This is a genomic window from Paenibacillus etheri (genome assembly GCF_001012825.1).
Taxonomy (GTDB): Bacteria; Bacillota; Bacilli; order Paenibacillales; family Paenibacillaceae; genus Paenibacillus_AQ; species Paenibacillus_AQ etheri.
Window position 1 is genome coordinate 131,684 of record NZ_LCZJ02000098.1, and the last position, 20,626, is coordinate 152,309.

Below are 20,626 nucleotides of genomic sequence, written 5' to 3' on the forward strand. Positions count from 1 at the left end.
CAAAGATCTAGGCAATCAGTGAACTCTTCTACATAATTTCTCTTATCGTTCAGCTATAACACCGTGCGGTGGAATCACCGCATCGTTTCGCTTATGGGTGGTTTCAAGCGCGGAGAGGTCGCCATCCAACGCTTTGAGGCCGGGAAGCAGCAAGGCTGCGCTAGCACAAAGCATTGGAAGAAGTCCGGCGATCACGAAAAGTACAGGCACACCATATAGCTGGGCAATCGCGCCGCCGGCAAAAGCACCAAAAGGCTGCAATCCGCCTCCAATCAGAAATCGGATTGAATTTACTCTTCCTTGAAGATTACTCGGAACTAGGCGTCCGTGTAACGAAGAGCTTAAGGAGCCGAAGAAGGGACCTAATGTTCCAGTGGTGAACACGGCGGCGAGAGCAAAAGAAAAACTAGGGAATAACCCCCATAATGTAGTGACTAAACCTATGGTCCCCAGACTGCCGAGCATGACAAACCGCCTTTTTTTAATTTCCCCAATCATGGAAATAATGCTTAGCCCGACTAAGGTTCCAAGAGCGAAAACGGTACTCAGAGTGCCCATCGTCGCTGCATCGCGGTGGAGCACTTCGCGTACAAAAGGAACCATCATCGTCCAGACGGCAATTGAGCTTAAATTACTGATGGAAGCCATCATCATAATCGTAAGCATTGCAGGAAATTGTTTATAGAAGGTAAAGCCCTCGGCTATCTCGCGAACGTATACGGAGATGGAGAAACGACCTGGGGCTGGAGAAGGTTTCGGTAGCTTTTGTAAGTACAGTAGGGTAGTGATGGCGGCTACGTAACATATCATGTTGATGCCAAGGGCTGGTAGCGCTCCACTAGCAGCGGTCAACGCACCTGCTAAGGCAGGTCCCAGCAGGGCTGCTGCGCTTTTGCTGCCATCAATGATAGCAAAAGCTCGCACCAGCTTCCGGCTGTCGGCAACGCCAGGAATAACAGCCATCGCTGTGGGCATGAACAATGCGGCGCAAGATCCGCTGAGACCCGCGGCGACAAACAGATGCCACAGCTGCAATTGGCCAGCCAGGCCCATGCCGAGTGGCAGTGCTATAGCCAGCAAGCGAATGGCTGCCAAGCAGGCCATAAAACGGACCCGGTGCAGCCGGTCGGACAACGGTGAGCCGAGCAAGCGCAGTACCAGCTCAGGTATGCCGGAGCTGAGCGCGAGTGCTCCCATAGCTAGCTTGGATCCTGTCAGTTCATAGACGAGCCATTCCATAGCTAGTAAGCCAAAAGCATCTCCAAAAGCGCTTAAAGTAATGGTCGAGAGTAGACCATAATAGCTGCGTTTTATCATAGCTTGGTAGCTCCTTTTTTAAAAATAAGATAGTATAAGTTTTGCACATATACTATCTTATATTTCTCGCAAATACGCTTACCGTCCTTATAAGGACGCCAAAGGCGTTTATGCTTAACTCTCCAAATATGCCCCGATCTGCTGGGGTAGCCCATTTAAGGCTTCTAAACGTAGGCTGTACGAAGTGCTTTTAACATTGGTATGGACAATGACCAGTCCAGCTGCGCGAAGCGCAATAAGATGGTAGTGAATTGTACTTTTGGAAAGTCCCACCTCACGCACGATTTCCGTGAAATTGAGTTGTTTTCCTGTGAGTAAACGAAGGATATACAGCCGCGTCTCATCTGACAGCGCTCGGGTAAGGCGGAGTAGTGCAGGAGCGGGCCGTCCAGCTTCCGGAGGGAGAACATCACAAGAATAGCAAGTGAATACGAATTCATCATACATAGAGGTAGTAACCAATGGACGGGCATGATATTGCGGAATGATAATGACCTGCTTCAGATGCTCAGTTGGATAGAGGCGCATTCCGTCGGTAGCTGCTTCAAAGACTTCCATGTCATTGTTCCCGTTCAGCGTCGTTCGTCTTGACTCGGCCTCCTGCTCAAGCCCCTTGATGATATTAGGGTCGATTCCACTAAAGTATCCCGCATTCCATTCGCGGAGGATGTCAGAGGCAGTGTCCCTGAGCTCCGCAAGATTGGAGGGAACCGATTGGCCGAAACGTCCGGAAATTTCATATAGCTCTCCAGATGTTAAAGCATCGAACCAAGCCAAAAAGCCCTCTACCGAACGCTCGCCTGGACAAGACCAAATATAGGGAGCCAGACTGAAATCATCAAGTTTCTTAACGACCTCTTGCATTTTACGAAGTAGCATGGGTGCGAATCTTGCTTGGACATCGCGTACCCAGAGCTTACCGGAATCCATGGCAGTATGGTTTTGCTTGCTTAGAAAAGCAGTCATACTATTAACACATTCATACATGGGTGCAAAATCGACTTCTACTTTGTATTCCATGAACTGCTCCATTCTTTCAGTGAGATACTGAATCGGATATTTGTTCTATAAATATAGAACTGTTTATTTGTTTCATTGTAAACAAACCGTTCATTCTTTTCAATAGCCTTTCGGTCGAAAATTTCGAACTCAAAATATTGTTTAAATATAATCAATTGATTATATAAGTGCGTGGTTATATAATGAATTTGAAAATTCAATGAAGAAGGTGTTATTAGACTTGAAGGACTTGAAGGACGCAAACGATTTAACTCAGGGTCCTATTATGCCTACCTTAATGAAATTAACGCTTCCCATTATTGCGACGAATTTCATCTCTACTACTTATGGCCTAGTCGATATGATTTGGGTTGGAAGATTAGGAAGTGGCCCGGTTGCCGCGATTGGTACGGCGAGTTTTTTCATTAATCTAGCGATTGCTTTATCGACTATGGTTACGATCGGCACAGGGATTAAGGTGGCGCATTGTATGGGATCTGGTCAGATAGAGAAGGCAAAATCTTATATTAAGAACGGATTTATGATGTCTATTTTATTAGGACTACTCTATATGAGTTTAGTGCTATTAACCAAGAATCAGTTGATTGGATTTTTTGATCTTGGAAGTGATGACGTTGAACGGATGGCTAGACAATTTCTAATGATTTCGATCTTTGGGACGGTATTTTCCATCGTGAATACGTTATTCGCAACTCTCTTAAATGCTATGGGGAATAGTAAACAACCGTTTCAGATCTTCTCTATTGGTCTTATGGTTAATATTGTCCTTGATCCATTTTTGATTTTTGGCTGGGGCAGTTTTGAGGGATGGGGAGTAGCGGGGGCAGCTATTGCAACATTAACGGCGAACATCTTGGTTACGGCTCTTTTTATCATGAAGACAAGAAAGTCAGAAATCATTTCAAACACATCAGCGTGGGACAGTCATCAAATGAAGGAAGTCATCCGCATGGGGCTTCCAATAACAATCCAACGGGTCACCTTTACGATCATATCGATCATTATTGCCAAGATCATTGTGCGTTTTGGGGCGGATGCCATTGCAGTTCAAAAAGTTGGGATTCAAATTGAATCCATTTCCTATATGACCATTGGCGGACTACAGGGAGCTATTGCTGCCTTTTTTGGTCAAAATTATGGAGCACGCCGCTTCGATCGTATTGGGCAGGGGTATCGTCAGGCGCTAATCTTAACCTCCATCTTTGGTGTGATCGTGTCGCTTATATTTATTGCGTTCCCACAGCAGCTATTTTCATTATTTTTATCAGACCAGACAAGTTTGGAATTGGGCGCAGATTATATGCGGATCATCGGTTACTCACAATTATTCATGTGTCTGGAATTGATGACAGTAGGTGCTTTTAACGGCATAGGCCAAACTCATATCCCACCGATCTTTAGTATTTCATTTACTGCACTCCGAATTCCACTAGCCTTACTCTTATCCGAACCTTTTGGCTTGAATGGGGTTTGGATGTCGATTGCGCTAAGCAGTGTGTTTAAGGGTGTTATTCTTGTGTTCTGGTTTAGAAGATCTTTGTTCAGAATGAATAAACAGCAGGTAAATTACTAAGCAAAGGATGAGCGTAGGAATGGCTTTATTAAATCGTAAACTCATACAGCTTTTAAGGGATAACCATTTGAATAAGGAGGTTTTTCACGGGGAATTTGGTTTGGAAAAAGAAAATGTCAGAGTGGATCCAGAGGGAAGCCTTGCGCTGACACCACATCCAAAAGCCTTTGGCAACAAAATGGAGAACCCCTATATTCAAACTGATTTCTCAGAGAGTCAGATTGAAATGGTGACACCCTCTTTTGATTCTATTGAAGAGACTTATAACTTTCTGGAGGCACTGCAGGATATTGTGTCGCTAGAGCTTAAGGAAGAATATCTGTGGCCGAGTAGTAATCCTCCCATGCTACCAAATGATAAGGACATTCCCATTGCCAAGATGGATAATCCGGTAGAGGACGAATATAGACATAAGTTAGCCGATAAGTATGGTCGCAAAAGACAATTGCTGAGCGGGATCCATTATAATTTCTCTTTTGACGAACCATTTCTTAAACAGCTTCATGACATTGTAGATCCGCAGATGAGCTTTAAAGATTTCAAAGATGCCACTTATTTAAAAATAGCTCGCAACCTATTGCGATACCGCTGGCTTCTAATCTATTTAACAGGTGCTAGTCCTGTTTTTGATAAGACTTATATGGAGCAGTGTGTCGCGCGAGGCGAGTCAGATGATCAGAATAGCTATTATGTTCAAAATATGAATTCACTTCGGAATAGCGAATGCGGATATCGAAATGAAAAACCTCTCTATGTTTCTTTTGATACACTTACGGACTATGTACATGATTTGCAAGCGTTGATCGAATCGGAAGAAATATTAAGTGTAAAAGAGTTCTATAGCCCGGTTAGAGTGAAGACGGCAAGAGGTAAACATCCGTTAGAGGAGCTGCTGCAAGATGGGATTGCCTATTTGGAGCTCCGTTTTATTGATCTGAATCCACTCTACAAAATAGGGATTAGCAAAGAAACAATGACTTTCATTCATCTGTTTATCCTGTATATGCTATTGAAAGAGGACGAACCGTTCGGTGTAGAGGATCAGAAGATGGCGAACCTTAATCATGATCAATTGATCATGGAGGGGATAAAGGGCTGCCTGCATGATTACGGAGATTCTTGCGGTACGATGGAGCAGAAGGCTTTAACTTGTATTCAAGAGATGCAGAATATGATTCAGCTGCTGAACCCAGAAGATAAACAGTTCCCGAACGTTCTGAACGTAGCCAAGGATAAGATCCTAAATCCAGATCAGAGTTTTGCGGCGATTGTGAAGTCGGAAGTTCAACAATCCTCTTTTGTACAATATCATCTGAATAAAGCTAAACAATATGCTAAGGAAAGTCTTGCGAATGGATACCGATTTGTGGGATATGAGGATCTGGAGCTATCTACACAGCTTCTACTGAAGGCAGCAGTTAAACGTGGGATTAAATTTCAATTGCTCGATCGGGAAGAGAACTTCGTTGTACTTACGAAAGGTGATCATAAAGAATACGTTAAGCAAGCTACGAAGACATCCTTGGATTCTTACAGTACGGTACTAATTATGGAGAATAAAATTGTTACGAAGGAAGTGCTCAAACAACAAGGTATTCGTGTTCCCGCAGGTGAGGCTTTTGGAGATCTGGAAGCGGCAATGAATGCATATGGCACTTATCGTAATAAAGCAATTGTGATCAAACCCAAATCAACGAACTTTGGACTCGGGATTACTATTTTTACAGATGAATTCTCCGAAGAAGATTATCAAAAAGCCTTCGGAATCGCCTTCGAGCATGATCGAACAGTGCTGCTTGAGGCATTTATGACGGGGAAAGAATATCGTTTTCTAGTCATGGGGGATGAAGTGGTCGGAGTATTGCACCGGGTTCCGGCGAATGTGGTTGGTGATGGTGTACATACGATAGAAGAGCTGGTCCACGAAAAAAATAAGGATCCGCTAAGAGGTCGTGGCTACAAAACTCCGCTTGAGAAAATTCAAATCGGCGAAGCCGAAGAGATGTTCTTGAAGAATCACGCTCAGGCTTGGAGTGATGTTCCTCCATTAAATGAAGTTATCTTCCTACGGGAGAACTCGAATATTAGCACCGGTGGAGACAGCTTAGACCTTACAGATGAGATTCCAGACAGCTATAAAGATCTAGCCATTCAATCTGCTAAAGCTGCGGGGGCAACTATTTGTGGAGTAGATATGATGATTAATGATATTAAGGAAGAGGCCAAGGGTAGCAATTACAGCATTATTGAGATCAATTTTAATCCAGCGATTCATATACACTGTTACCCCTATAAAGGGGAGAATCGCAAAGCGGATGAACGGATTTTGGATCTATTGTTTGGAGAATGAACAGAAGCTCAACCATTACTTTTGGTTGAGCTTCTGCTTTTAAATGAGACAATTCGCTCATCCACCCGCTGCATATTAATGCTAGAAGTTACCTGCTGCTGCAACGCCACTAAAGTTTCTGGCTTGGACGTTATTAAATGGATCTGTTGCCGCTGCATTAGTGAAGATCTCCGCCGTGTACTGAATTTGACCTGTTGCGACAGCTGCTGGTGGTGGAACATCTACTGCTGTAAAACCGAAAGCCTCGTTTTCTCTGCTGATCGCAACACCAAATGTTGTGGTGAAAATGATGGTTCCGTTTCTGCGAACATTAACGGTATTAGTGTTGAAAAGAGGATTGTTTTCTACTTTTAGAAATCCAGTCAATAGTATACGGACATTGCCTTGATTTTCAACCGATACGCCTGAGGTTTGAATACCAATATCCCCAAAAACAAGGGGAGTCGCTGCTAGTGGAATAACTGCTGGTGTAGCATCCGAAGCAGCTTGGTTGGAAAGTCTTAAATCTACAAACTGAATGGTCATATTATACTCACCTCCTAGAAATAGAATATGAGAGAGGAAGGTTCGATTCTTGGATTCGTATGAAATTCATCAGTTACCTACTTGTACGGTTGGATCACCCTTGTGACACTCTTGTAACAGAGATTCGCTACGATAGGTTACGAGGTGAGAGAATGAAGAAATCTAAAGCTTTTATCGTGATGATCTTATTGTTGGTTGTCGGATGTAGTTCGGTACCACCGCAAGCCGATCCAGAACTGAAGAAGGAAGAGAAGAAGGAAGAGAAAACAGAAAGGAATGAGAAGTTAGCCTTCTGGGATAGCCAGAGAAAAGGCACCAATTTCATGAATTTAAAATCTTTACCGGAAAACTATGAAGCTGCCAAAGAGCAGAATATTGAATTCATTCGTTTGGCACCCGATAAATGGGCAAAAGACAGTGACTATTTATTTAATGACAAACCGGATGCGAACCCGGATAAAGATTTTCTAATAGGGAATGCAGATAAGTATGAAGGGATTGTTGAGGAGGATTTTAACGAGTTAAAAGCAGACTTAGATGCAGCCGAGGCTCGGGGCTCAAAAGTAGTGCTGACCGTTCTAAGCCTCCCCGGAGATCGCTGGAGACAGTTTAATAATTATGAGAATGATGATCGGATATGGAAGGATTTCAGTTATCATGAACAAGCAGCAGTGTTTTGGAGAGATCTAGCAAGCCGGTTGAAAGATCATCCTGCAGTAATCGGTTATAACTTGATTAATGAGCCACATCCTGAGACCGCGACTGGATTTCATGACTTCTGGACACAGGACTACAGCGAATGGTATAGCTCAGTAGAGAACACCCCTGCGGATTTGAATCTTTTATATGAGACGATAGTGACCGCTATTCGTACCGTAGATTCGAAGACACCAATTATCGTGAATTCTGGCCTGTATGCTACACCTTGGGCCTTTAAATATTTGAAACCGATCGAAGACGAGAATGTGTTGTATGCTTTTCATATGTACGAGCCTTACGAGCTAACCAGTCAGAATAAGAAAAAAGGGTTAACCTATGAATATCCTGGAACGATAAAGGTCGGGGACAATAAAACGGAACAAGCTTTTAACAAGGAAGCCTTAAAGGAATTTCTAGAACCTGTTGCACAGTGGGCAAAGGAACATAACATCCCCGCAAATCGTATTGTTGCAGAAGAGTTTGGAACGAATCGATTAGTAAAAGGTGCAGATCAATACTTGGCAGATTTAATTTCGATTTTTGATGATTTCGGCTGGCACTGGGCGTTCTATGCTTTCCGAGAGGATACTTGGGACGGTATGGATTATGAGCTTGGCACTGAGCCTCCAACCTGGGAGTATTGGCAAGCGATAGAGAAAGACGAACAGCCTCCTCGGACAGCAGTGGATAACCCGATATGGGAAGTATTGAAGAAAGGACTGGAAAGAAAGGAGTAAATGATGCGACTTGAACATTCTAATTGCCGATGATGAGAAACATATGACCACCATATTGAAGACTTATTTTGAAAAAGAGGGCTATAAGGTTTGGGTAGCTGCGGATGGGGAGGAGGCGCTGGAGCTCTTTTTTTCAAATAAGATTGATCTTGTGGTGTTGGATTGGATGATGCCTAAGCGAAGCGGGATTGAGGTGTGCAATGAAATCAAGCAGGTTAGTTTAGCTAAAGTGGTGATGCTGACCGCCCGTTCTTCCCATGACGATGAATTTAGCGCTTTAGATATCGGTGCAGATGAATATATAAGAAAGCCATTCGATCCACGGATTTTAATGCTGAGAATCAAAAAAATGCTGGGTACCCAAAAAGTGGCTGCTATACGGGACTTAGAAATTGATTTTGAGCGGAAGAAAGTGTACAAGAAGGGGGAGGAGCTCTCCCTTTATAAAAAAGAGTTTGAGTTGCTAACCTTCCTATATGAGAATAAAGGCCGCATTTTGTCTAGAGATTCTTTGTTATCTTCTGTTTGGGGGATGGACTACCTTGGCGAAGAACGAACCGTGGATACACATATCAAGAGATTGCGCGATAAGATTGGGGCTGACCACGTAATCACACACAGGGGAATGGGGTACAGCTTCCATGATAAAAATCAATAAAATAAGCACCAAGTTATTGATAATGGTAAGTATCATTCTGCTGATTGTGTTTGGGACGTCCTATTTATTGCACAACTTTTTCTCGTCCGATTATTACCTATACAAGATGAAGACCAAAATTAACGCCATTTATGACGAAGTAAAGGATCTAAGTCTGGATCAGCTCAGGGACAATGAAACAGAAATCGAGAACAATAATAACGCAACGATTGTTTGGGTTAAAGACAGTGGAAGCGTAGCAGAAATTAACGATAATTTACAATTTGCTCTGTTTAAAGATAAGGTGGCACTCAATAAGTTCTGGATTACGGAAGAAGTTTTGCAAAAGGTAAACGAAGGAAATACGGTCAACCTTTTATTTAATCAGGGGAAATTGAAGTCCAGTCTGTTAATGAAAATATACGAGCAGGATGGAAATCTAATCCTCATCGGTACTGTGGTTGTGCACAATACAGATGCTTTAGACATCGTGAATCAACTCAGCTTCTATTCTATTCTTTTGGGGATTATTATCAGTTTGCTGTTAGTGGCTTATTTTTCGAGAAAGATCATTACTCCGTTAGAGCAATTGCAGGATGTAGCGAAGGATATCTCCAATCTTAATTTTAAACAAGTGACGATTAAATCGGGGGATGAAATCGAAGAACTATCCAAAAGCATTAACCAGATGAGTCAGCGATTGAAAAGCGCCCATGCAGAACTGGAGAAGAAAAATCAAAGCTTAAACACACTGATCTCAAGCATTTCACACGAGGTAAAAACACCGTTATCCTTAATTCAAGCTTATACCATAGGAATTCAAGACGATCTGGATGATGGCACCTATTCGGATATCATTTTGGAACAGGTGAAATATACTTCGGATATGGTGGATTACTTAATTAAGCTATCCAAGATCCAAAAGACCGAAGTGCATAAAGAGAAATTTGATCTTAAAGAGCTTCTGCTCAAAGTGATCTCACAATATAACATTACGCTAAAAAATAAAAACCTGACCTTACAGACCGACTTCCATTTAGTTGAACGATCCATTGTTGAAGAGGATGTCAGCCAAATGGAGATTGTATTCAACAACTTAATTAGTAATGCCATTAAATATGGGGAAGAGAATGTCTTTGCAATCTCAGTAGTGAATGATACCCACGGCACTCTTAAATTCACCATCACTAATAAAACCACGCGCCTGAAAGAGGAGCATTTAGCGTATATATGGGACCCGTTCTATGTTATCGAGGAGTCTCGGAATAAAGAAATCTCCGGAACTGGACTTGGCCTGTCTATCGTCGCGGAGATTCTAGCTAAAAATGATCTGAAATACGAAGTCATGTTAGAGGATTCGTATATTAGTTTTTGTGTTTGGTTTGATGTTAGCAAGGCTGATTGACTATTCAGATTTTTCTTATCTCGCCGATAATTACATTAATAGGAACAGGTGCTAAAAATGTGTTATAGGAGGAGTGTTTTTGATCATAGTAGTCAGCATATTGTTCGTAATATTTAGTGCGGTTGCTGGAGTTGAAATTTGGTCATCAGTATTAGATATTGTTATTCATAAGAGTAGTGGGCCTAGATTCATTGAGCCTCAATATGAAAGTGCCGTTATTCCTACCATAATCTTATTGGTCATTATACTCGGCTATATATTACTCATTGTATACTCGACAAACAATAAAAAGCAGAATTTGATGATAACCTGTTTTATCATTTCTGTTGTTTTTTTTCTTTCAGCACCAATTGTATTAGGGTGGAAGTCTAACATTATGGATTATTTCAATAAAGTTGACATAGAGAGTAATGAAAAATTCTTAAGCAAAATTCAAATTGACTTAATGAATAGACAAACCTCTTATCAAATTGATGATAATGCAACTCGGAAAAGATTAAAGGAATTAAAAACTTATTATGTTGCAATTTTAGTGAAGAAAGATACAGGTGAAATAAAAAAAGAAGATATCGATTTTTTTGTTGATATAGCTAATAGTAAGGAATTTAAAAAAGTCCACTTATCGTTTTATGATAAATCTAAACCGGATGCCATAGATATTTATATGAATTTCGAGGAAGGAATAACAAACTGCTTCCCTGTTTACGAATGTAAAAATTTTGGAATAAATATAGATTTTCGACAGTAGAGATATCCCTTGCATCTTTAACTTGTAAAATGGCAATTTCATTACTTTTCACATTCATCATCGGCATTCTAATGCTATAATCTTCAAGTAATGATGGAGCTAGATGATACAGCTGAGCCACCATATCTGCTTCAACTTCCATTAATGAAGGCTGTTCCACTTTAGCGAGCATCTCGTCGACCATTTCTTTCGAATACTTTACCCCAATTTTGTGGAAATATGTTTGAAGGAAAAGGTCATGCAAAGATCTTCCTCACTTAGCTTGCGCAATGGTTGGGTATACTGTTAATGTTAGGTAGATAGTTTTGAATAGAAGGGGATTGAACGGAATGATCGAAGAACTGAACAATAATGGATTACCGGAGAATTACGAGGAATTAAAGAAAGCTGCCAACCGCTCTGCGGATTGGAGAGCCCGTCTAGAAGCTGTTGAAGAACTGGGACAGACTAACCACAAACAAATTATCGATATCCTGACGCGTTTAATGGAGAGCGATCCTGTATATACAGTTCAAGAAGCTGCTTACCTTAAACTGAAGGCATTCGGCGAAGATGTTAAAGCACCGTCCAAGAATAAACCGGAGCTAGTGAAAGGCGTATCCAAAATACTCCTGAGAATCAAGAAGAGCTTACCAAGAGATCATTCGTACGAAGATTTCAAAGAGAAGCTGAAGAAGATGAGAATCGACGTGTACGATACTTATGAAGGTGAAAAAGGCGATGAGTTCGACGCGTGGCTGATGAAGATGTGGACTTCCGCGAACAAGTAAAGGATGACAATATGTATACCAATCCATTAACAGAACAATTTCAAGAATACCTTAAGCTGTCTGCTGACTTACGTCCTGACTATATTGCCAGCTTAGGTAAGGGTGATAATGAAGCGAAGATTACGGCGATTTTTCCGGAAGCCCCTGAACTGCTGAAAGCTATTTATAGCATAGTTTCAGGTACAAGCAGTGAGGAAGAAGAACCAAGTCTGATCGAATTTATTCCAGGATATCGTCTAATTCATATTGATGAATATGAGGCAGAGATGAAGATCTTAGCTGGAATATTGGAGGAAAAAGGTCATCAAGCGGATGGGGTTATCTTGCCGATCTTAACGAATTACGGTAGCGACTTCATTTGTTACTATAAATCTGCGGATGGTGTGGAACGCGTTTGTGACCTGCTGCATGATTTTGGGGATCTGATTGTGATGTATGAATCACCTGAAAAGTTCATGGAGACTTTATGTGAGTTCTACAAGCAGGAAGTTTATTTCCTGGATGAAGAGGGTTACCTCGATTGCGATTTAGTAAAAGAGGGCGAAGTAGGCGCAGCTCTGAACCCGGATGCGAAATATTGGTCCGAGTAACAAGCGGAGATACCCTATAAAGAAGAGCAGCAGTCCAATTATGGACTAGCTGCTCTTTGTTTTTAATATCTACTGTTATGTTACTCCTGCGCAGCACGCTTCTCCTGCTCACGAAGCTCTACTCTCCGTATTTTTCCGGAAGTCGTCTTCGGAAGATCTTGAATGAACTCGATTTTGCGTGGATATTTATAAGGTGCTGTCCACTCTTTAACATGGGATTGAAGCTCTTTCACAAGCTCAGGAGAAGCAAGGGTCTCATCCTTCAGTACAATAAAAGCTTTAACGATGTGTCCGCGGATTTCATCCGGACTTGCAACGACCGCGCATTCCTTAACTGAAGCATGTTTCATAAGGGCTTCCTCTACTTCGAAAGGACCAATGGTGTAACCTGAGCTAATGATAATGTCATCTCCACGGCCCTCGAACCAGAAATAACCCTCTTCATCTTTCCGTGCCCGGTCTCCAGTTATGAAGAACTCACCGTGAGTACAGCTTTCTTTTCTGCCGGGGTCTTTGTAATAGGTATGGAATAACGCCGGCATGCTTAAGTGCACTGCGATATCTCCAACGACACCAGCAGGTAACGGAATGCCGTCCTCGTCTACCACTTCAACTAGGCCTGGAGCGATGGACTTACCCATAGAGCCTATACGAATAGGAGTATCCTTGAGTGTTCCGATGATAAGCGTACTTTCTGTTTGACCGTAACCATCACGAATTGTGATATTGAATTCACGCTGGAAGGTGTTGATGACCTCTTGATTCAAAGGCTCTCCAGCGGAAACCGCGCAGCGAAGGCGGGACAAGTCATACTGATTGAGATTTTCTAATTTGGCCATCAAGCGATATTCGGTTGGCGTACAGCATAATACCTCGATGTTGTGATCTTGCAGCAGCTGCAAATATTTTTTGGGATGAAAAGATCCGCTATATACAAAGCCGGTCGCCCCGTTGCCAAGAACGGTTAGGAAGGGGCTCCAGATCCACTTCTGCCAGCCCGGTGCCGCTGTTGCCCAAACGGTGTCGGTTTCTTTGATATCGAGCCATTGAGGCGATGTGATTCGTAAGTGAGCATAACCCCAGCCATGACTGTGAACGACTGCTTTAGGGTTGCCAGTTGTTCCAGAGGTATATGCCAAGATCGCCATATCGTCCCGGTGGCTTTCGACTGCTGTGAACATATCTGGCTGATCAATCATTAGACCTTCCAGATCTAGCCATCCATGACCGAGCTCGTCAGGGTCGCCGGATACGGAAAGACGGTAATCCAGAGCAGGCAGATCGTCCGAGATTTTATTAACTTCCTCAGTGACCTCGGACCAGGCAATAACAGCTCTGGCTTCGGAATGCCGCAGACGATAGGATAAATCCTTGGCGCGAAGCATTTCTGATGAAGGGATAATGGCAAGTCCTAGCTTCAGACATGCTAAATAGATGACATAAGCGATGATTCGACGCGGAACCATTACAAGAACACGATCCCCTTGCTCAAGGCCGAGTGCTGCGAGCCCTCCGGCAAGTTGGTTAGCTTGCTTGCGAAGATCTCCGTAAGTGATCTCCTCGTAGTCTCCTTGTTCATTCAACCACTTAAGTGCAATCTTTTCCGGAGCATGACGTTCCATTTCCGAAGTGAGATTGTAGAACTCAGGTGCGATCCACTGCTGATTATCCAATATGAACCTCTCCTATATAAAACAAGATTTGTATAACTGTTATGCTTAGTATAGCACGTTATCCTAGTACCAGGTACTAGTACCTTGATGCTTAAATTTGATATCATAGGGTTCAGAAGGTTAAGATAACTTGTGTAAATATAAATCCAGAAAGTGAGAACTATGTTATGAATCACACAACTTTTGATGAAATATTCGCTATTATGGAAGCCTCTTTTCCCACCTCCGAGATCAGAACCTATGAGGGACAACAGGAGTTATTGGATGTTCCACATTACCGATTGATTACCGAGGTGAATGCTGAGGGGAAAATCATTGCTTTTATAGCTTGCTGGGAGTTTCCAGGATTTCGATTTGTAGAACATATCGCAGTGGACCCAAGTATAAGAGGTGGAGGCATTGGTAAAAAGCTGATGGAAGAATATATCCGTCAGTCGGGCAAGCCTGTGCTTCTGGAAGTAGAGCCGCCACTGGGTGAAATGGAACAACGGAGAATTGGCTTTTATGAGCGACTGGGCTTCCATTTGAATCCGTATGCGTATGTGCAGCCCCCTCTGCGTGAGGAAAATGCTGATTTACCGCTTCAAATCATGACCTACCCTAACCCTGTCGATGAAGAAGAATTCAATCTTTATAGAGAAATTTTATATACAGAAGTGTATAAGGTTACAACACCGTATCAAAGTTAATCTCTAACAGCAATCCGTACGATCCTTTTTAGGACAAGCGGGTTGCTGTTTTTATTTTTGATTAAATTAATGATATTTTGATTTTTTTAATTACAAAATGGGTACAAGTAAGAAACAACTTAGAGACATAATCTTATATTGTTTGAGCTAAAGTAAGAACAAAGATTAAACTTTCAAGGAGGGCTTACTTATGAAAAACAAAAAAATAATTATAGCAACAATGGTGTTTGGGATGGTAGTCACAGGATCAGCCGGTGTGTACGCAGGAACAAAACTTCAGAAAATTACGGCATATCTCAATCACAGCATTGGATTTAAGGTGAATGGCACGGCTTATACGCCAGTTGATAATAAAGGAAATGCACTGGCACCAATTACTTATAACAATACAACCTATCTTCCTGTACGTGCGATTGCTGATGTAATGAAGGTGCCTGTGACCTTTGATGCGGTGAACAATCAGGTTATTCTTGGCACAGGAGGCTCGGTGACTGACACTATTTCTCTGACTCCTGTACAATACAGCAGCACTCAGAAAGAAGAGATTGTTAAAGCCTTCGCCAATTTCCAAGGTTTCGAAACAGCCTATGCACCTACCCAAATGGTGAGTGGAGACGCATTTCAAAAAGTAGGGGGTTCCGATGATGGGGTGAACTTTCTGTTTAAGCAAATGAAGGTGAACATTTCTCCTCGTGATTACTCTTACGAATACAAAGGTGAAACTGTAAAGCTCTCTAACGGAACCGAAGCTAAATGGTACAGCCCATCCAGCGATTCGTTGTTCTTGACCTATAAACTGGATGATCGTTTTGTTACTATTAGTTCCCCAAATAAAACATTGAGTAAGACGCAATTAGAAAAAGTAGCAGTAAATGTAGTGAAATGGAGTAAATAACTCTGACGTACATTGTCCCGGAAAAGTAAAGCAGCAAGTCACTCCTTATGGAGGGCTTGCTGCTTTTTTTTTGGCAAAGCCTATGATCTTGTCGATGAAGCGTAACCTTGCTTTTAAGGGTTTTTACTGTGCTGCTTAGTAGGCAGCTTTTGACTGGGTGTCCCTTTACCGTGATGCTCTTTATTCTTTTCAGCTTTCTTTTGGGTGTCGTGCAATTTTTCTACAAAAGCATGAGTATCGTCCATGTTTATCCTCCTTGATTGGCAACCTTGCCGTTACTGTAACCACTTTTGCAAGAATACATACACGATGTGCTTTACAAACTTCTATGTTTATAAAGACATTGCGAAAATATTTAATAGTTACTATAAATGGATGCAAGCATTTCGATAGAACAGTAAGGGAGACTGATTATGAACAGGTTATTTAAACAAGCTGTATCCATGACACTAGCTTTCGCTATGGTACTGGGACTTACGTTCACAGGAATACCAGCTTATGCTGAAGACAGCAATGGGGATGCTGGATTACTACAATTACAATCGCTAGAGCCTGTTACATTATTGGCAGGGAATTCTACGTGGAAGTATCTAGATAAAGGAACGAATCAAGGCACAGCATGGAGGTCTGTGTATGAGGATTCATCATGGGCGTCCGGCCAAGCACCGCTTGGTTATAAAGATAGTGGAGCAGGAGTCAGCAGCAAGCAATTTGGTGCTCTGAACACAAATATAAGCTACGGTTCTGATAAGAGTAAGAAATATCGTACCTCCTACTTCCGTACAATTGTAACTGCAAATAAAGAAGAGGTTACGAAATCTGATAAAATTTTGGGGAACTTCGCGTTTGATGACGGCGTTGTGCTCTATTTGAACGGTGCAGAAATCTATCGCGAGGCTATGCCAGCAGGCACAATCGATTTTTCTACAAAAAGTTCAACTAACTTAAGTGATCCAAACGAATACACCAAGGTAGACCTTACTGAAGTCGTAAAGGCTAACTTGAAGGATGGAAGCAATGAGCTTTCAGCTGAGGTTCATCAGTCGAGTGATGGAAGCTCCGATCTGTATTGGGATATGAACCTGATTGCTTATCCGGTAGCAGAGACTGTAGAACCTGGAGTTGGTAAGCCTGATTCCATAGCACTGACTTTTAACGGAAACCCTCAAACTAGTATGGGGTTCAACTGGTATGCACCTGAGAGTGTGACGGGTACCAAGCTTGAAGTAGTAGAAGCTTCTAAATTAGTGGACGGTCAGTTCCCAGCAGGTGCTCAAACTTACGAAGGAACATCTGTTACAACAAGCGTGTATATGACAAAAGCGGATAAGTCAGCTAAAAAACCAGTTGTATTGACTAGCCACAAGGTCATTGCAGATCATTTGCAGCCGGGAACCGAATATGCTTACCGTGCAGGTGATGGACAAGCTAATAATTGGAGTGAAGTAGGAACCTTTAAAACAGAAAGCTCCAGTAATCAAGCTTTTAAATTCCTATATACAACGGATTCTCAAGGAACAACTGAAGAAGATTTTGATATTTGGAATCATACCCTTCAAGAGGGATTGGCTAAATTCCCAACAAGTGAATTCATTCTGAATTCCGGTGATTTGGTAGATAACGGTGATATAGAGGAGCAGTGGGGATGGTTCTTCAATAAACCGGAGGATATTCTGGCGAATATTCCGTTGGTTCCTTTGGTAGGTAACCATGAAAGCAAGAATTATAGCAATTATACTTCCCATTTTAATCTGCCTAATGTCTCGAACACAGGCGCGAAGCCAGATGGATCTGTATATTCTTTTGACTACGGTTCTGCGCACTATATGGTTATTAATACAGAGTATTATGGCGCTAGCTCGAATCTTGAGAATAACGAAATTTACAATAAACAAGTAGAGTGGCTGCGCAGTGAAGCCGCGAAAAGCGATCAGAAGTGGAAGGTTGTGCTTCTGCATAAATCTCCTTATTCCGTTGCGAGTCACACAAATGATAAAGATGTACTCTATTACAGAACGCAATTAACGAAGGTGTTTGACGAGCTTGGCATTGACATGGTAATTGCTGGACATGACCACACCTTTGCTAGAAGCTATCAAATGTACGGCAATAAGCCATTGACGGATATTGTTCCGGACACTAATGGAGTAGTCACTGACCCTAAGGGCACGTTATATCTGATTACAAATGCAGCGGGTAATAAAAAATATAATGTAGGCTCAGGACCATTTCCGTTTGCAGCTAAATTCGGACAGCCTGGTAAGGAAATGTTCACAGGTATGACTGTAACGAATGATGAGCTTTCATATGAAGCCTACACCACGACAACTGGTGGATCTACAGACTTGTATGATAAGTACAGCATTCATAAGTCGGACGTAACTGTTAAACCTGTGCAAAATGCAAAAGCTACTGTAGCTGATGGCGGTAAAATCACTTTAACTTGGGATGCGCCTGCATCTGGTGCACCAGTATCGGGATATCGCATTTACGAGCAAAATGATCTGTTATCTGCAAACTGGACGGTCAGTGTTCCTAATACGGAAGGTCAAACTTCTTATAGTTACACTGTAGAAAATACTAATCCGAACCAAACCTATCAATTTGTTATCAAAGCTGTAAGTGACAGAACAAATTCAGAAGCTAAAATTGCTTCTACGGATTCTATCAAAAAAGTTACAGTTACCTTTAATGGAGACCCGGTGAGTGCCAAAGGATTCACTTGGTACACAGCGTTGAGATCTGCAGGAAGCGACCTGCAGGTTATAGAGAATACGGGCGTTACTCCAGACTTTACAAAAGCTGCTGAGTTTACAGGACGTTCAGCTGTTTCCCGCAATTCAAAGGATGAATTAGTTCATAAAGCTGAAGCTTCTGGTCTTAAGGCTGATACGAAATACTACTTCCGTGTAGGTGATAAAGCGCTAGGCTTGTGGAGTGCAGTGGGAACTTTCGAAACTGCTGCTAAGACAGGAGCTTTTACTTTCATTGATCTGGCAGACACACAAGCTAAGACGGAAGATGAGGCTATTCTTTCTGGAGAAACGATGGCAAAAGCACTTACGGCATTCCCGAATGCTGAGTTTGTGGCGATTAACGGAGATATCGTAGATACAGGAACCAATGAATCACAGTGGAACTGGCTGCTTGGCCATTCGCAGGAAACCCTGCTCAATACGACTATCGTTCCAGTTGCGGGGAATCATGAGGATAAAGCGAATGCCTTCTATGAGCACTATAATATTAAGGAAGCAGCAGGCTCTCCAACAGAAACAGGAGCGTACTATTCCTATGATTACAGTAATGCGCACTTTGTAGTCTTGAACACGAATGAGAATTCGGACGAATATGCTAACTTCAGCAAAGCACAGTTGGATTGGATGAAGGCCGATGTAAAAGCAGCGAAGGCTGCTGGAGCGAAGTGGATTATCGTCGCTATGCATAAAGGACCATACACAACCTCTAACCACGCTACTGACAAAGATATTATGGGCGCTAATGGAGAAAGAGCGAAAGTCGCTCCAATGATGGCTGAACTGGGCATTGACTTGGTTCTTCAGGGCCACGACCATATTTATGCACGGACGAAGCCAATCAAGGCTGACGGAACTGCAGCAGACACAGTGAAGATCAAGGAAAGCTTCAATGGTCAAACTGTGGAGTACACAGTAAATCCAGATGGAACGATCTATCTGATTCCGGCTACAGCAGGAGCAAAGGTTTACTATAAGAACATGAAGAAAGAACTGGGAGATGCGTATTATAATCTCTTTGAAGTAGCTAATGAGAATACAGCGGCTAAATATGGAGCGGACCCAAGTGATGCTAAGCGTCCAAAACGCGGTCAAGTTCAGACCTTTGTTGGCATCACTGTAGATGCTGGGAAGCTGACAGCTGTATCTTATGAGATTGATCAGAATGTTAATGGCGCTAAACCATATGTTCTTGAAGAGTTCGGTATTGTTAAGGGCGATGAGAATGGTGGAGTTACACCAACACCGACCCCGACATCAGCGCCAACAACAGCACCAACAACAGCACCAACAACAGCACCAACAACAAAACCGACAGCAACACCAACACCAACAGTAGCGCCGACAGCTACACCAGCACCGACAACGGCGCCTTCACCAACTGCATTGCCAGTTAGTAAGCCATCTTTAACGGACACTAGCAATCACTGGGCAGCTGCTGTTATCGAGAAAGCAGTAGCAGCTGGCTTCGTTAGCGGTTATCCGGATGATACTTTCCGTCCTAATCAGAAAGTGAATCGGGTTGAATTTATCACTATGCTGGCACGTGCATTACAATTGCCGGAGAATGGTGACACTTCAAGCTTTAAGGATTCTGCGAAGATTCCAGCATGGGCTAAGTCTTTTGTGGCACAAGCTGTATCTCTGCAAGTTATCAGTGGCTATGATGATGGGACATTCCGTCCTACACAGGAGCTAACACGTACAGAATTAGCAGTTATGGTTGTTCGTGCTCTTGGTATTACAGTAGATCCTAAAGCGACATTAACCTTCAATGATGCTAAGGATGTACCAGCATGGGCTGTGCCGTATATTGCAGCAGCAGCGAAATCAGGCCTTGTGAATGGTGTAGGACAGAATAAATTTGCGCCTAACCAGAAGGCAACAAGAGCAGAGGCGGTTACCATAATCCTTGCATTATTAGACAAAGGTCAGAAGTAACCTAGTATAAGCGTGAAATGAACTTAAGCTTAGCTTGTATCGAACAAAGGGGTCTCAGCTTATCGGCTGAGGCTCTTTTGTGTTTATTGCTTTTTATAAGAGACCATCGCATCGTTGGAAAACATCTCTAAGGAAGTGGAGTATTATGATGAAGAAGTAACAGAATAAGAAATAATATAAACTTGAAAATAATGCTTGCAATGAATCTCTATACATGATATATTCTAAGTCCGGCCAAGAAATACACATGCCGAGCTCGAAAAAGAAGTTAAAAAAGAGCTTGACATTAAATAGCCGAACATGA

General features: G+C 42.4%; 17 protein-coding genes. 11 read left to right on the forward strand and 6 right to left on the reverse strand.

Annotated features, from left to right (window positions below; translation table 11 throughout):
• Positions 1-42 precede the first annotated feature (42 nt).
• The gene (locus tag UQ64_RS29645; protein ID WP_060627014.1) at positions 43-1,317 is read right to left on the reverse strand and encodes an MFS transporter; all 1,275 of its coding nucleotides are present in this window, start codon (positions 1,315-1,317) and stop codon (positions 43-45) included.
• 114 nt (positions 1,318-1,431) lie between these two features.
• Positions 1,432-2,337, reverse strand: a complete 906-nt coding sequence (locus tag UQ64_RS29650; RefSeq protein WP_060627015.1) for an ArsR/SmtB family transcription factor — start codon at positions 2,335-2,337, stop codon at positions 1,432-1,434.
• Positions 2,338-2,536: 199 nt separating this feature from the next.
• Between UQ64_RS29650 and UQ64_RS29655 the strand changes: the two genes are divergently transcribed.
• Entirely contained in the window at positions 2,537-3,910 is a 1,374-nt protein-coding gene (locus tag UQ64_RS29655; RefSeq protein WP_245238308.1) for an MATE family efflux transporter, read from the forward strand.
• 19 nt (positions 3,911-3,929) lie between these two features.
• A complete protein-coding gene (gene gshAB / locus UQ64_RS29660; protein ID WP_060627016.1) occupies positions 3,930-6,260 on the forward strand; it encodes a bifunctional glutamate--cysteine ligase GshA/glutathione synthetase GshB in 2,331 nt (776 codons plus the stop codon).
• 81 nt (positions 6,261-6,341) lie between these two features.
• On the opposite strand, the gene UQ64_RS29665 is transcribed toward gshAB, so the two are convergent.
• The gene (locus UQ64_RS29665) at positions 6,342-6,785 is read right to left on the reverse strand and encodes a hypothetical protein (protein WP_060627017.1); all 444 of its coding nucleotides are present in this window, start codon (positions 6,783-6,785) and stop codon (positions 6,342-6,344) included.
• Positions 6,786-6,937: 152 nt separating this feature from the next.
• On the opposite strand from UQ64_RS29665, the gene UQ64_RS29670 reads away from it, so the two are divergent.
• From UQ64_RS29670 to UQ64_RS31475, 4 genes are all read left to right on the forward strand, one after another.
• On the forward strand, positions 6,938-8,221 hold the full coding sequence (locus UQ64_RS29670) for a glycoside hydrolase family 5 protein (RefSeq protein WP_082651384.1): 1,284 nt from the start codon (positions 6,938-6,940) through the stop codon (positions 8,219-8,221).
• A 10-nt stretch (positions 8,222-8,231) separates the two neighbouring features.
• Positions 8,232-8,879 carry a response regulator transcription factor gene (locus tag UQ64_RS29675; RefSeq protein WP_060627018.1) on the forward strand — a complete coding sequence of 216 codons (648 nt, stop codon included), beginning with the start codon at positions 8,232-8,234 and terminating at the stop codon, positions 8,877-8,879.
• Positions 8,863-10,263, forward strand: coding sequence for a sensor histidine kinase (locus UQ64_RS29680; RefSeq protein ID WP_060627019.1), 1,401 nt, complete (start codon positions 8,863-8,865; stop codon positions 10,261-10,263). The genes UQ64_RS29675 and UQ64_RS29680 overlap by 17 nt, the downstream gene beginning before the upstream one ends.
• Before the next feature lie 79 nt (positions 10,264-10,342).
• Entirely contained in the window at positions 10,343-11,011 is a 669-nt protein-coding gene (locus UQ64_RS31475) for a hypothetical protein (RefSeq protein ID WP_060627020.1), read from the forward strand.
• Here UQ64_RS31475 and UQ64_RS30565 read toward each other — a convergent pair.
• On the reverse strand, positions 10,902-11,195 hold the full coding sequence (locus UQ64_RS30565) for a DUF4358 domain-containing protein (RefSeq protein ID WP_156417723.1): 294 nt from the start codon (positions 11,193-11,195) through the stop codon (positions 10,902-10,904). The two genes, UQ64_RS31475 and UQ64_RS30565, sit on opposite strands and share 110 nt — an antisense overlap.
• 145 nt (positions 11,196-11,340) lie before the next feature.
• Between UQ64_RS30565 and UQ64_RS29690 the strand changes: the two genes are divergently transcribed.
• On the forward strand, positions 11,341-11,781 hold the full coding sequence (locus tag UQ64_RS29690) for a HEAT repeat domain-containing protein (RefSeq protein WP_060627021.1): 441 nt from the start codon (positions 11,341-11,343) through the stop codon (positions 11,779-11,781).
• Entirely contained in the window at positions 11,745-12,371 is a 627-nt protein-coding gene (locus UQ64_RS29695; RefSeq protein ID WP_209445906.1) for an SMI1/KNR4 family protein, read from the forward strand. Before UQ64_RS29690 ends, UQ64_RS29695 begins: the two co-directional genes overlap by 37 nt.
• Before the next feature lie 80 nt (positions 12,372-12,451).
• Here the strand turns inward: UQ64_RS29695 and mbcS are convergent, their stop codons facing one another.
• Positions 12,452-14,047 carry an acyl-CoA synthetase MbcS gene (gene mbcS / locus UQ64_RS29700; protein WP_060627022.1) on the reverse strand — a complete coding sequence of 532 codons (1,596 nt, stop codon included), beginning with the start codon at positions 14,045-14,047 and terminating at the stop codon, positions 12,452-12,454.
• Between the two features lie 164 nt (positions 14,048-14,211).
• Between mbcS and UQ64_RS29705 the strand changes: the two genes are divergently transcribed.
• Positions 14,212-14,733, forward strand: coding sequence for a GNAT family N-acetyltransferase (locus UQ64_RS29705; RefSeq protein ID WP_060627023.1), 522 nt, complete (start codon positions 14,212-14,214; stop codon positions 14,731-14,733).
• A gap of 190 nt (positions 14,734-14,923) precedes the next feature.
• Positions 14,924-15,628 carry a stalk domain-containing protein gene (locus tag UQ64_RS29710; protein WP_060627024.1) on the forward strand — a complete coding sequence of 235 codons (705 nt, stop codon included), beginning with the start codon at positions 14,924-14,926 and terminating at the stop codon, positions 15,626-15,628.
• Positions 15,629-15,741: 113 nt separating this feature from the next.
• On the opposite strand, the gene UQ64_RS29715 is transcribed toward UQ64_RS29710, so the two are convergent.
• Positions 15,742-15,873 (reverse strand): DUF4023 domain-containing protein, encoded by a 132-nt coding sequence (locus UQ64_RS29715; protein ID WP_060627025.1) that lies wholly within the window; start codon positions 15,871-15,873, stop codon positions 15,742-15,744.
• 168 nt (positions 15,874-16,041) lie between these two features.
• Between UQ64_RS29715 and UQ64_RS30570 the strand changes: the two genes are divergently transcribed.
• A complete protein-coding gene (locus UQ64_RS30570; protein ID WP_082651386.1) occupies positions 16,042-20,322 on the forward strand; it encodes an S-layer homology domain-containing protein in 4,281 nt (1,426 codons plus the stop codon).
• The last annotated feature ends 304 nt before the right edge of the window (positions 20,323-20,626 follow it).

Bases quoted from the DNA above. Each gene is read 5' to 3' on its own strand.
- UQ64_RS29645 (WP_060627014.1), bottom strand. From the start codon at position 1,317: ATGATAAAACGCAGCTATTATGGTCTACTCTCGACCATTACTTTAAGC.
- UQ64_RS29650 (WP_060627015.1), bottom strand. From the start codon at position 2,337: ATGGAATACAAAGTAGAAGTCGATTTTGCACCCATGTATGAATGTGTT.
- UQ64_RS29655 (WP_245238308.1), top strand. From the start codon at position 2,537: ATGAAGAAGGTGTTATTAGACTTGAAGGACTTGAAGGACGCAAACGAT.
- gshAB (WP_060627016.1), top strand. From the start codon at position 3,930: ATGGCTTTATTAAATCGTAAACTCATACAGCTTTTAAGGGATAACCAT.
- UQ64_RS29665 (WP_060627017.1), bottom strand. From the start codon at position 6,785: ATGACCATTCAGTTTGTAGATTTAAGACTTTCCAACCAAGCTGCTTCG.
- UQ64_RS29670 (WP_082651384.1), top strand. From the start codon at position 6,938: ATGAAGAAATCTAAAGCTTTTATCGTGATGATCTTATTGTTGGTTGTC.
- UQ64_RS29680 (WP_060627019.1), top strand. From the start codon at position 8,863: ATGATAAAAATCAATAAAATAAGCACCAAGTTATTGATAATGGTAAGT.
- UQ64_RS30565 (WP_156417723.1), bottom strand. From the start codon at position 11,195: ATGGTCGACGAGATGCTCGCTAAAGTGGAACAGCCTTCATTAATGGAA.
- UQ64_RS29690 (WP_060627021.1), top strand. From the start codon at position 11,341: ATGATCGAAGAACTGAACAATAATGGATTACCGGAGAATTACGAGGAA.
- UQ64_RS29705 (WP_060627023.1), top strand. From the start codon at position 14,212: ATGAATCACACAACTTTTGATGAAATATTCGCTATTATGGAAGCCTCT.
- UQ64_RS29710 (WP_060627024.1), top strand. From the start codon at position 14,924: ATGAAAAACAAAAAAATAATTATAGCAACAATGGTGTTTGGGATGGTA.
- UQ64_RS29715 (WP_060627025.1), bottom strand. From the start codon at position 15,873: ATGGACGATACTCATGCTTTTGTAGAAAAATTGCACGACACCCAAAAG.
- UQ64_RS30570 (WP_082651386.1), top strand. From the start codon at position 16,042: ATGAACAGGTTATTTAAACAAGCTGTATCCATGACACTAGCTTTCGCT.